The sequence below is a fragment of the Klebsiella sp. 141162 genome (assembly GCF_050600755.1).
In the GTDB taxonomy this organism is placed as follows: domain Bacteria; phylum Pseudomonadota; class Gammaproteobacteria; order Enterobacterales; family Enterobacteriaceae; genus Klebsiella; species Klebsiella aerogenes.
In genome coordinates, this window is sequence record NZ_JAQIRI010000005.1 from 178,089 (window position 1) to 190,096 (window position 12,008).

The 12,008-nt window shown below is 60.2% G+C and carries 8 protein-coding genes; 2 read left to right on the forward strand and 6 right to left on the reverse strand.

All coding sequences use genetic code 11. The annotated features are described in order from the left end of the window. Window positions 1-57: 57 nt before the first annotated feature. From PGR23_RS15985 to nasR, 6 genes are all read right to left on the reverse strand, one after another. Window positions 58-2,664, reverse strand: a complete 2,607-nt coding sequence (locus PGR23_RS15985; protein ID WP_047046746.1) for a nitrate reductase — start codon at window positions 2,662-2,664, stop codon at window positions 58-60. Next, window positions 2,664-6,731, reverse strand: a complete 4,068-nt coding sequence (gene nirB, locus PGR23_RS15990) for a nitrite reductase large subunit NirB (protein ID WP_165430640.1) — start codon at window positions 6,729-6,731, stop codon at window positions 2,664-2,666. The genes PGR23_RS15985 and nirB overlap by 1 nt, the downstream gene beginning before the upstream one ends. 6 nt (window positions 6,732-6,737) lie before the next feature. After that, a complete protein-coding gene (locus PGR23_RS15995) occupies window positions 6,738-7,526 on the reverse strand; it encodes an ABC transporter ATP-binding protein (protein WP_047078765.1) in 789 nt (262 codons plus the stop codon). Window positions 7,527-7,535: 9 nt separating this feature from the next. After that, window positions 7,536-8,420 (reverse strand): nitrate ABC transporter permease, encoded by an 885-nt coding sequence (gene ntrB, locus PGR23_RS16000; RefSeq protein WP_045361320.1) that lies wholly within the window; start codon window positions 8,418-8,420, stop codon window positions 7,536-7,538. Window position 8,421: 1 nt separating this feature from the next. Next, window positions 8,422-9,678 (reverse strand): CmpA/NrtA family ABC transporter substrate-binding protein, encoded by a 1,257-nt coding sequence (locus PGR23_RS16005; protein ID WP_047046756.1) that lies wholly within the window; start codon window positions 9,676-9,678, stop codon window positions 8,422-8,424. Window positions 9,679-9,912: 234 nt separating this feature from the next. Further along, the gene (nasR, locus tag PGR23_RS16010; protein ID WP_047046757.1) at window positions 9,913-11,109 is read right to left on the reverse strand and encodes a nitrate regulatory protein NasR; all 1,197 of its coding nucleotides are present in this window, start codon (window positions 11,107-11,109) and stop codon (window positions 9,913-9,915) included. Window positions 11,110-11,175: 66 nt separating this feature from the next. Here nasR and PGR23_RS16015 point away from each other — a divergent pair, with 66 nt between their 5' ends. Continuing rightward, window positions 11,176-11,529: a DsrE/DsrF/TusD sulfur relay family protein gene (locus tag PGR23_RS16015; protein ID WP_047046759.1), complete on the forward strand. Its 354-nt coding sequence runs from the start codon at window positions 11,176-11,178 to the stop codon at window positions 11,527-11,529. Window positions 11,530-11,756: 227 nt separating this feature from the next. Then, window positions 11,757-11,999, forward strand: a complete 243-nt coding sequence (locus PGR23_RS16020) for a DUF1883 domain-containing protein (protein ID WP_015705086.1) — start codon at window positions 11,757-11,759, stop codon at window positions 11,997-11,999. The last annotated feature ends 9 nt before the right edge of the window (window positions 12,000-12,008 follow it).

A 12,008-nucleotide genomic window follows, 5' to 3' on the forward strand; every position in this document is an offset into this window, starting at 1 on the left:
CCTGTGGGCCATTCCAGGAATAAACTGAAACCGGTTGGCGTTTGTTTTCCCCTATCATCAAACCAGCGTTCGGGTTTGATTTGCCGCCAGCAGCGCTTTGAGTTCCGGAATACAGGAACCACAGTTGGTGCCGCACTTGAGCTTCGCGCCAAGCGCCTCTACGCTGACGCAACCGCCGGCAATAGCCTCGCCGATCTGCCGCTCACCGATACTAAAGCAACTGCAAATAGTCTGCCCACGCGGCATGCTGTCGCCGCCCTTACGGCCGCTGAGCAGCGCATGGCGTAGCCCGGCGGTCTGCGGCTGCGTCCGGAACGCCGTATACAGCCATTCAGCATCGATTTGCGGCGGCTTAATATCGCTCCAGCAGCCGAGCATCAATTGTCCGTCGTGCCAGGCCAGTAGGTTCCACAGCCCACCGCCCTCGGCAATTTGCAACTGCCATCCCTGCTTGCGACACCACTCGGTCAGCCAGCTTTGCGGGCCGGTGTCCGCGGCTAGCGACAAATGGCTGAGCTCTACCGCCGCCCGCCGCCGCCAGTGCAGCGAGGAAGGCAACGGCAAGGGCTCGCGAGATAATAGCTCCCCTTGCCACGCCGGCCGCCACGGCGCTATCGCTACCGCCGACTGCTTGCTCTCCGGCTGCCCCGAATGCGGATCGGTGACCGCCGCCAGTAAGTTATTGACCCGCCCCTGGCGGGCAAACTGATTATTCCAGTGCATCGGCACAAAGAGTGAACCGCCGCGCTGCCCTTCGCTGACTATCACCTTCGCAATCATCACGCCGTGGCGCGACCAGACGCGAGCCAGTTCTCCCTCTCGTAATTCAAAACGACGAGCGTCGGCAGGTGCCACCTCGACGACCGGTTCGGCAATATGCTGCATCAACCGCGGTATGTCGCCGGTGCGGGTCATGGTATGCCACTGATCGCGAATACGTCCGCTATTGAGGATCAATGGATAAAATGCCTCGGTCTGCGCCCGGGTCGGCTGCGGCGACACCGGCACCATCCGCAACCTGCCGTCGACGTGCCAGCCCTCCGTTAACCGCCAGGGCGCGGCGCTGCGGCTCACCGGCCAGCGCACCGGCGCCAGGGCATCCCACGACTCCCGGCTGAGGTCCGCCAGCCCCCCGATATCAAACGCCCGCTGACCGTCATTTTCAAATCCTGAGAGCGCCGCGTGTTCACAAAACACCTCATGCGGATGTTGCCATGAAAAAGCCCGGGCATAACCTAATTCGGCGGCGAGACGGGAAATGATCCACCAGTCGGCTTTCGCCTCCCCCGGCGGCGGCAAAAAAGCCCGTTGACGCGAAATTCGCCGCTCCGAGTTGGTCACGGTACCGTTTTTTTCGCCCCATGCCAGCGCCGGAAAGCGGATATGGGCAAAGCGACCCGTATCAGTATTGGCGGCGACATCGGAGACCATCACCAGCGGACACCTGGACAGCGCCTGACTCACCGCGTGGCTATCGGGCAGTGAGACCACCGGATTGGTCCCCATAATCCACACCGCTTTGACCTCACCGCGTCCAATCGCGGCGAATAGTTCGACGGCGGTTAGTCCCGGCGTCTGCGCCAGTCGCTCGCTGCCCCAAAAACGCGCTAATCGCTGCAGGTCCTGCGGCTCAAAATTCATATGCGCCGCCAGCATCGTCGCCAGTCCCCCCACTTCACGCCCGCCCATGGCGTTTGGTTGACCGGTCAGCGAAAACGGCCCGCAGCCGCGGCGGGCAAATTTCCCGCTGGCAAGATGGACATTGATAATCGCGTTGCACTTATCGCTGCCGCTGGCGGACTGATTAATTCCCATGGTGTACAGCGTGATGGCGCGCGGTGCAGCGATAAAATCACGATAAAAGCGGGCCACCTGCTCCGGCGCCAGGCCGCAGAATGCGGCCGCTTTTTCCACGCTCCATTCCGCGGCGATAGTCAGCGCCTGCCGCTGGTCGCGAAAACCCGCCGCCATTTCACCGCTGGCGGCAATGGCATTAAGCAGGCCGACAAATAGCCCGCCATCGCTACCGGGCGCCAAGGCCAGATGATCGTCGGCAATATCGCAGGTCGCGGTGCGTCGCGGATCCACCACCACGATCCGCAACCGCGGATTATCGCGTTTCGCCTGCGCCAACCGCTGATAGAGAACCGGATGCGCCCAGGCGGCGTTGGAGCCCACCAGCACCACCAGATCGCTTTGCTCGACATCTTCATAGCTGCACGGCACGACGTCCGCGCCGAGCGCCCGTTTATAGCCGGTGACCGCCGATGACATACATAACCGCGAATTCGTATCAATATTGGCGGCGCCGATAAAGCCCTTCATCAACTTGTTGGCGGCGTAATAATCCTCAGTTAACAGCTGACCGGAAGCGTAAAACGCGACCGCCTGCGGGCCGTAGCGCTCAATAATGTCGCGCAGACGTGAACCCGCCTCCGCCAGCGCCTGCGGCCAGCCGACCGCCCGGCCATCGACTTCAGGGTGTAATAACCGCCCGGTAAGCGAGGTCGTTTCCCCAAGCGCAGCCCCTTTTACGCACAAGCGGCCAAAGTTAGCGGGGTGGTTTTCATCGCCGCGAACCGTGACGGTTCCGCCTGGTTCAACGCGGGCGCTAACTCCGCAACCGACGCCGCAGTATGGACAGGTGGTTCGGGTTTCGCTCATCAGCTAGCCTCCGCGCGCAGCAGTAATACCTGGTTGCCGACCCACACTTTGCCCTGTTCGATCTTCACCGGCCACGCGCGCACCGACGGCTCGCCGCTGTCGTACAAGCGACCGTCTCGCAAGCGAATCCGCTGTTTATAGAGTGGCGAAATGACGATCGGCTCGCCGCCCGCGTCGCCTAAAATGCCGCGCGATAACACGTTGGCCTCGCTGCCGGGTTCCTGGTTATCCAGCGCATAAACTTGCTCGCCGAAGCGGAACAGCGCAATCTGCCGTTCGCCGAGGCGCGCGCCGATCCCCGCCTGCGGCGGAATCGCGTCCAGGTCGCAGATCGCCTGCCACGGCCGCGACGGCAGGGCCGGTTGCCCAAGCCCTTGAGGCGCCACCAGCTGCGGCTGACCGCGCAGGATTTGCCGCTGCACCGCCTCATCGGCCTCATCGCTGTTAACGTAGGAACGGAATAGCGCCAGCCTCTGTGGGTCGTTCAGGGTGGTCTGCCATTCACACTGGTAGCTATCCACCACCCGCGCCATCTCCTGCTCCAGCTCATCGCCGATACCGAGACTATCGTGCAAGATCACCTCGCGTAGATACGCCACGCCGCCTTCAAGGTTATCCATCCAGCTACTGGTGCGCTGCAGGCGGTCGGCGGTGCGAATATAAAACATCAACAACCGATCGACAGTACGAATTAGGGTGGCGTCATCAAGGTCACTCGCAAAGAGGTCCGCATGGCGCGGTTTCATCCCGCCGTTGCCGCAGACGTAAAGATTCCAGCCCTTTTCAGTCGCAATAACCCCGATGTCTTTACCTTGCGCTTCGGCACATTCGCGGGTACAGCCCGAGACCGCCATTTTGATTTTGTGCGGCGCGCGCAGCCCCTTGTAACGATGTTCAAGCCTTACCGCCAGCCCCGTTGAATCCTGAACCCCATAGCGGCACCAGGTCGAGCCGACGCAGGATTTTACCGTGCGTAATGATTTGCCGTAGGCGTGTCCGGTTTCAAATCCCGCCGCCGCCAGTTCACGCCAGATGTCCGGCAGTTGCTCCAACCGCGCGCCAAACAGGTCGATACGCTGCCCTCCTGTCACTTTACTGTACAGTTGGTAACGTTTGGCGATATGGCCGATAGCGATAAGCCCATCCGGTGTCACTTCGCCTGCGGCCATCCGCGGCACCACCGAGTAAGTGCCGTCTTTCTGAATATTGGCGAAGTAGCGATCGTTGGTGTCCTGCAGCGGCAGATGCGCCGGTTTCAGCAGATACTCATTCCAGCAGGAGGCCAGTACCGACGCCACCAACGGTTTACACACTTCACAGCCGTGGCCCTGCCCGTAACGGCTAATGAGCTGATCGAAGGTATGGATGTGGTTAACTCGTACCAGATGATAGATCTCCTGCCGCGACCACGGAAAATGCTCGCAGATATCTTTTTTAACCTCGACGCCCTGCCCGGCAAGCTGGTGTTCCATCACCTGTTTGACCAGCGCGCTACAGCCGCCGCAGCCGGTCGCTGCTTTAGTACAGCTTTTGATTGCCGCCATATCGCCCGCTCCGGCGCTGACCGCCTGGCAAATGTCTCCCTTACTGACGTTATGGCAAGAGCAAATCTGCGCGCTATCCGGCAGCGCCGACACCCCCAGCGCTTTCGTCGTGGCCCCATCCATGGCCGGGAGGATCAGACTTTCCGGACGAGACGGTAGCGCCATGCCGTTCAGCATCATCTGCAACAGCGTCGCGTAGTCACCGGCATCGCCCACCAATACGCCGCCCAGCAGCATTTTGCCATCAGCGCTGACAACGATCTTTTTGTAGATCTGCTGCGGACCATCGGTCCATTGATAGCTCTGGCAACCAGCTGTACGTCCGTGAGCATCGCCAAACGACGCCACATCCACGCCGAGCAGTTTGAGTTTGGTGCTCATATCGGCGCCGCTAAAACGGGCCGCTTCGCCAGCCAACTGCGCCGCTGCGGTGCGCGCCATGTGGTAGCCCGGCGCCACCAGGCCATAAATTTTGTTGTTCCACAGCGCGCATTCGCCAATCGCCAATATATCTGCGTCCGAGGTCCGGCAGTGGTCATCGATACCGATACCGCCGCGTTCGCCGATTGCCAGGCCTGCGCCGCGCGCCAGCGCATCCTGCGGGCGGATCCCGGCGGAAAAGACCACCATATCGGTCTGCAGCGTGCCGCCATCGGCAAAGTTAAGCTGCAGCCCGTCGGCGGTGCGCACTATCGAGGTCGTCGCTTTGCTGGTATGCACGCCAACCTCCAGATCGAGAATTTTCTCCCGCAGCATCGCCGCGCCGCCGTTATCCAACTGCACCGCCATCAGGTTGGCGGCGAACTCCACCACATGGGTCTTAAGCCCCAACTGTTTTAACGCGTTGGCGGCTTCCAGCCCCAACAGCCCGCCTCCGATGACCACCCCGCTCTGCGCAGTGGCGGCGCGGTCGGCAATGCGGTCAAGATCGTCAAGCGTACGATAGACGAAGCAGCCTTCTTCATCGTTACCGGGGATTGGCGGCACAAAGGGATAGGAGCCGGTCGCCAGCACCAGCTTATCCCAATGGGTTTCATGGCCGCGGGCATCGCGCACGATTCGCGCCGGACGATCGATTTCCGCGATCGTCTCTCCTAGCCGCAGCTCAATCCCGTACTGGCTAAAAAAGTCTCCCTCTACCAGCGATAGCGACTCTGCGCTGCGCCCGGCGAAATATTCCGAGAGATGAACCCGGTCATAGGCGGCATAGCGCTCTTCGCCAAAAACCACGATACGGTACTGCTGGTGCAGGTTCCGGCTCACGCATTGCTCAAGAAAATGGTGGCCGACCATGCCGTGTCCGACCAGCACTAATACAGGTTTAGTCATCGTCATTTTTCCTGCAGCTCGCGGCTGCGTTATAGAAGGGTCAAAAAGCCACTCCGCCGAAGGAGACTTATCGCTGCCGAGCAGCGCGGTAAGCGGCGCCGCATGCTGACAGTCGCCCAGCAGCAGCACGCCGTGCAGCCGGCCATCGCGGACCAACAGGCGACGGTAGTGGCGATCGATGGGGTCCCAACTGCTGTAGATCTGGTCCTGCTCGCCGGCCCGCTGTTCGCCGGCGCTAAAAAACTCGATACCGGAGACCTTCAGCCGGGTGCCGCCGTCCTGCCAGCTGAATTCTTCGCCGGGAGCCCCGCACAGGCGTTCAACTAACACATCGGCCTGGCGCAAGCAGGGAGCCACCAGCCCCCAGGTTTGGCCGTCAATCTCACAACACTCGCCGATAGCGCTGATCCCCGGCAGCGAGGTCGCCATCCGGCGGTCGACGATAATCCCCCGCTGGCAGGCTACGCCGCTGCGCGCCGCCAGACGGATATCCGGCCGTACACCGGTGGCTAACACCACCCGGCTGGCGGCAAAAGCGCGCCCGTCCTCCAGCCGCACATGCTGCTCGTCAATAGCGGCAATTCGGCTCTCCAGCTCGCAGTGGATGCCGCGTGCCTCAAGCTGTTGTTTTAACTGTTCCGCGGCAAAAGCATCGGTAAGCGGCTCCATCAAACCGCTACCGCGATGGAGTAGCGTCACTTCCCCACCGTGACGGCGCAGCGCCGCCGCGACCTCCACGCCCAGTACGCCACCGCCGATTACCACCGCCGGGCCGGGGATTGCCAGGATGCCTTCGACATCCGCCTGGGTGCGAAAGGCGAATACCTGCGGGCGCTCAATGCCCGGCAGCGACGGGATAAATGGCTGCGATCCGGTGGCGAACACCAGTTCATCCCATCCCAGCCAGTCGCCGCCGACGCGCAGCCTCCGCCCCGCGACATCCACTTCGCTGACCGCTTCGCCAAGCCGCACGCGGACACCATGCTGTGCGTACCACTCCGTCGGCAGCAGTTGGATTTGCGCCGCCGTTTTTTCCCCGCCGAGTACCGGCGAGAGCTGAATGCGGTTGTAGGCCGGCTGTGGTTCATCGCCGATTAGCGTGATGATGAAACGCCCCTGCGCGCGCGCCGCCAGCTTCTCAGCCAGCCGGGTTGCCGCCATACCGTTGCCGATAATCACCAGTCGCCGCATCATTCCGCCTTACGCCGCTTTCGGCTGCTTTTCGTAGAGGAAATGGAGGATCTGCTGACGCAGGTGGTGGTAGCGGTTATCTTCCGCCAGTTGGACCCGGCTACGCGGACGCGGCAGATTAACGTCAAGGATCTCGCCGATCGTCGCGGCCGGGCCATTGGTCATCATTAACACCCGGTCGGAAAGCAGCACCGCTTCATCGACGTCGTGGGTGATCACGACAATGGTGGTGTTCAGTTCCTGCTGGATGTGCATTACCGCGTCCTGCAGATGGGCTCGGGTGAGCGCGTCCAGCGCGCCAAAAGGCTCATCAAGCAGTAACACTTTTGGCTTCATCGCCAGCGCGCGCGCGATGCCAACGCGTTGCTTCATACCGCCGGAGATCTCTCCCGGCCGTTTGTGCAGCGCGTGCCCCATCTGTACTCGCTGTAAATTGTGTTCGATCCACTCCCGGCGCTCTGCCTTGCTCATGGTGCGGCGAAACACCTGATCCACCGCCAGCGCCACGTTGTCAAAACAGCTCAGCCATGGCAGCAGCGAATGGTTCTGAAACACCACAGCCCGTTCAGGCCCCGGCCCGGAAATTTCACGGTTATCGCATAACAGTCCGCCCTCAGTAGGCTGGGTAATCCCGGCGATCAGGTTCAATAGCGTGGATTTTCCGCATCCGGAGTGGCCAATCAGGCTAATGGTTTCCCCTTCGTGAATATCAAAAGAGACGTTTTGCAGCGCCAGGAACTCGCCGCTGGCGGTGTTAAAGCGTTGACTGACGGCCTGTACCTGAATTAATGGTTTCATAGCGACTCCTTATTTTTCCTGCCAGCTGAAGCGGCGGGCGAGCAATATGAGCCCCTGTTCTAGCAGCAGGCCGACAACGCCGATAATGACGATGGCGATGATGATGTTTTCCACATTGAGGTTGTTCCATTCATTCCAGATCCAAAACCCGATACCCAACCCGCCGGTCAGCATCTCGGCGGCGACGATCACCAGCCAGGCAATGCCTATCGATAGCCGCACGCCGGTTAATACCGCAGGCAGCACTGCCGGAAAGAGGATTTTGCGCATCACCGTCCATTCCGACAGCTGCAGCACGCGAGCCACATTGAGATAGTCCTGCGGGATACGCCTGACGCCTTCCGCGGTGTTAATGACCATCGGCCAGATAGAGCAGATAAAAATGGTCCAGCTGGAAGCCGGTTCCGCCTTCTGGAACAACAGCAGGCCAATCGGTAACCACGCCAGCGGACTCACCGGGCGCAGCAGCGCGATGAGCGGATTAAACATTCGCGCAAAGAACAGCGAGCGGCCGATAAGAAAGCCCAGCGGAATACCGGCCAGCGCCGCCAAACCAAAGCCCACCGCAACCCGTTGCAGCGAAGCCAGCACGTTCCAGCCGATGCCCATATCGTTCGGTCCGTCGCGGTAGAACGGGTCGGAAAACAGCGTCAGCGCCGAATCCAGGGTGCTCAGCGGCGTCGGGAAGCCTTTCGTACCAATCGCCGCCAGCTGCCAGCCGAGCAGCAGCAGACCCAGGCCCAGCAGCGGTGGCAGCAGACGCTGCAGCGCGGCATTAAGCCAGCGCCTGGCGAACGGTGTAGCTTTGCGCACCTGCAGCGGCGGCAGGACAATGATTTCGCCCGGCGCGGTTGACGTCTGCGCGCGCGGCTGCGTGTTAATGGCTGGTTTCATCTCATGTCCCCTTATGTTGAATGGCGAAACTGGCGGCGTACCCTTCCGGGTCGATGCCGTTCCACACTTTGCCGTCCAGCAGCGTGCTGCTGCGTAGCGTTTGCGTTGGCGCAGTGATACCGCCCACGGCCTGCGCCGCCTCTTTCCACAGGTCGATGCGGTTGATACGCTGCGCTACCGCCTGATAATCAGGCGCGCTTTTCAGCAGGCCCCAGCGGCGGAATTGGGTTAAGAACCACATGCCGTCTGAAAGCCACGGATAACTGGCTTCGCCCTGCTGGAAGAAGCGCATGGGGTGATCGTCGCGCCAGCGTTTGCCGATGCCGTTGTCGTATTCGCCAAGCATTCGACCGCTAAGGTACTGTTCTTTCGTGTTGAGCCACGCGCGTCTGGCGAGGATCCGCGCGGTTTCGCGGGTGTTGTCGGCAGACGCTTCAATCCAGCGCTGTGCCTCCAGCAGCGCCGCCACCAGCGCCCTTGCGGTATTTGGGTAGCGCACCACCCAATCGCTGCGCGCGCCGAGAATTTTTTCTGGATGATCTGGCCAGATTTGCTGGCTGGTTGCCGCCGTAAAACCAATGCGATCGTTGATCGCACGCGCGTTCCACGGTTCGCCAACGCAGAAGCCAACCATATTGCCGATGCGCATGTTCATTACCATTTGCGGCGGCGGCACGACCACCATGCGCACATCGGCGAAAGGATCGATACCGGCATTGGCCAGCCAGTAATAGAGCCACATCGCATGGGTGCCGGTAGGAAAGGTGTGGGCGAAGGTGTAGCTGCCCGGCGCTTTTTGGCCGATCAGCCGCTTGAGCCCATGACTATCGCTAACGCCTTGCGCCTGCAGGTCACTTGAGAGGGTGATCGCCTGACCGTTGCGGTTCAGGGTCATCAGGTTGGCCATCTGCTGCGGTTTGCCGGCAATACCAAGCTCAAGGCCATACAGCATGCCGTAGAGGATATGCGCCGCATCGAGTTCGCCGGCAACCAGCTTATCGCGCACCGCCGCCCAACTGGCCTCCTTACTTGGCTGCAGGCTGATGCCATACTTTTTATCGAATCCTTTCAATGCCGCAATCGCCAGCGGCGCGCAGTCGGTTAGCGGGATGAATCCGACCCGCACGGTGGCCAACTCCGGTTTATCGGAACCCGCCGCCCACGCCGCCTGCATCACGCCGGGCAGCAGCATAGCGCCGCTCAGCGCTGCCCCGACCTGCAAAAAACGCCGTCGTGAAATGAAAACTTTATCGCCCATAGCCGCTCCAGAACGCGCAAAAAAAAGCGCCCGGCAGTGCTTTCGCACCGCAGGACGCCTTTATCCAGAGATCTTCAGACCGCCGTTGGCCCGTTATCTCAAATTGTTGATTCACTCAAGTTCAGTAATGCAAAGCAGATGCCAATTTATCATTGCCCGCCAGGCGTCGTTTTACCGCTCCGCCGCGTAAACGATTGCACCATCGTCAGGCAACCCTGCTCGCTGATTGTGCATTCAATTTGACGATGAGTCCGGCAGCAGAGCTTTCACCGTCAGCAACGCGCGGGCGATTTCAACCATCCGCTGGTTCTTATCCATCGCCATTTTACGCAGCGCCTGCCAGGCTTGTTCTTCTTGCATCCCTTGATGGCTTATCAGCAGCGCTTTCGCCTTATCAATAATCTTGCGCTCCTCAAGCGTCGCTTTCAATGAGGCCAGTTGGCCGGAAAGTTGCTCAAGTTCCCACGCCTGCTGGCGGACCAGCGGCAGAAGCTGCTTATCTAGGCGCAAAGTCAGGCTATCGCCGCACTCTTCTTCAGGCCATTGCAGCGGCGGCATATCGTCTTCTCCACGTTCTAGCAACTGCCGGGTCGCGCTGAGCAGATCGGCAATCAACGCCTCCTCCAGACCGCGCATCTGCTCAATCCGTTCAGTTTGCAGACTAAACCAGCGGTGCGCCGCGGCCCCTTCGTCCGCCGAGGGCTGGCGGGTACAGGCGATGCGCCGCAGTTGCTCTATCTCGCGCCCGGCTTCGCAACCCTGCATCAGCTCAAGCGTCCGTGGCAGACCGGAAAGTGCCTGAAAGCTGTCAAAACAGGGCTGCTGACCGTCAATGCGGTCAACCAGTAGCTGACGGAGCTCGCCGTTAAATTGGCCGCGCGCGAAGCCCAACGCTCCCAGCGCGCGCTCCTGGCCCGCCAGCTCTTTACCCTGCATAAAGCTGTACAGGGCGACCATACGCCCGGCGATCTGCGGATCGTCAATGCTGTCATTCAACTGCGGCACAATATTCAATATATGGCGAATAATACGGCTAAAACGCTGAGTGGCCTCCTGAGCGTCCACCGCGCGGCCTTGCACCGCCGTCCGCAGCGCCGGAAGCTGCGCCAGATACCACACCGCGCTGGCTATTCGCCAACACAGCGCGCTGCTGGCGGATTCCCGCGCCGGTTGCAGCGCAGCATAAAAAGCGCTTAAGCGCGCGTCCACCAGCGCCCCGCCAGCCCGACGCTCGGCGTCATACAAGCGGCCATCGGAAGAGAGCCACATATTGGAGGCACCGCGCTCGCACTGCAGCATATGAACCAACCCACTTATTTCGCTCGCCAGCGTCCCTTGCTGCGTTAGCTGGCGGAGCTGCTGTTTTTGTAGTTGGCGCGCATAATGAAACCAGCCGATTGCTTCAGGCGTCATGCCGGTCGTATTATTCATACCCCCTCCCGAATTACGTCTTTAGGTAAAGCTAAGCAATAACCGTGCCTGATAAAAGGAGTCTTTATGCAACGTATTGTGATTGTCGCCAACGGCGCCGCCTACGGCAGCGAATCCCTGTTTAATAGCCTGCGTCTGGCTATCGCCCTGCGCGAGCAGAATTCAGACCTCGATCTGAAGCTGTTTTTAATGTCCGATGCGGTGACCGCCGGGCTGCGCGGACAGAAACCGGCGGAAGGCTATAACATTCAGCAGATGCTGGAGATCCTCACCGCGCAGAATGTGCCGGTAAAACTCTGCAAAACCTGCACGGACGGACGCGGGATCACCCATTTGCCATTAGTCGATGGCGTGGAAGTGGGAACCCTGGTCGAGCTGGCGCAGTGGACGCTGGCGGCGGATAAAGTGCTGACCTTCTGAATTAATCGCCATTAACAGGATTAAATGTCAGGCTGGTGGCTATTGCTGATGCAAAAGTACGCCAGCTGAACGCTTTCAGGAAGATTGTCATTTTTGTTTAATCGTTATTCATTTTGTTGATCGAAATCATCATCCACACGCTCCCCCTTTGGTGTTATGCAACGAGCAAAGTGTGAACAATATCACGCGCGGGTTGATGTATTCAGAGACAGAAACGGGGTATGAAAATGGCAATGGTAAAAGCAAGTTTGACGTTATTCGGCGGTGATACGCTGGTGGTACGCTGTTCGGAGCGCTGTCATATTCACTTAATGAGCGCCAAGGCCGCCGGCGACAGCCACGCCGATATTTTTAGCGTGCAGGACAGGGACAGCGCTTATCTCACCGTGCCCTATAGCGGCACCTGGAACGTGCTGATCGACAGCCATAGCCAGTCGCTGGAGCACTCCATTAGCTACGTTCCTGCCTGAACCTCAACG

Coding starts and splice junctions, on each gene's coding strand:
- PGR23_RS15985 (WP_047046746.1), bottom strand. CDS start 2,664: ATGAGCGAAACCCGAACCACCTGTCCATACTGCGGCGTCGGTTGCGGA.
- nirB (WP_165430640.1), bottom strand. CDS start 6,731: ATGATGCGGCGACTGGTGATTATCGGCAACGGTATGGCGGCAACCCGG.
- PGR23_RS15995 (WP_047078765.1), bottom strand. CDS start 7,526: ATGAAACCATTAATTCAGGTACAGGCCGTCAGTCAACGCTTTAACACC.
- ntrB (WP_045361320.1), bottom strand. CDS start 8,420: ATGAAACCAGCCATTAACACGCAGCCGCGCGCGCAGACGTCAACCGCG.
- PGR23_RS16005 (WP_047046756.1), bottom strand. CDS start 9,678: ATGGGCGATAAAGTTTTCATTTCACGACGGCGTTTTTTGCAGGTCGGG.
- nasR (WP_047046757.1), bottom strand. CDS start 11,109: ATGAATAATACGACCGGCATGACGCCTGAAGCAATCGGCTGGTTTCAT.
- PGR23_RS16015 (WP_047046759.1), top strand. CDS start 11,176: ATGCAACGTATTGTGATTGTCGCCAACGGCGCCGCCTACGGCAGCGAA.
- PGR23_RS16020 (WP_015705086.1), top strand. CDS start 11,757: ATGGCAATGGTAAAAGCAAGTTTGACGTTATTCGGCGGTGATACGCTG.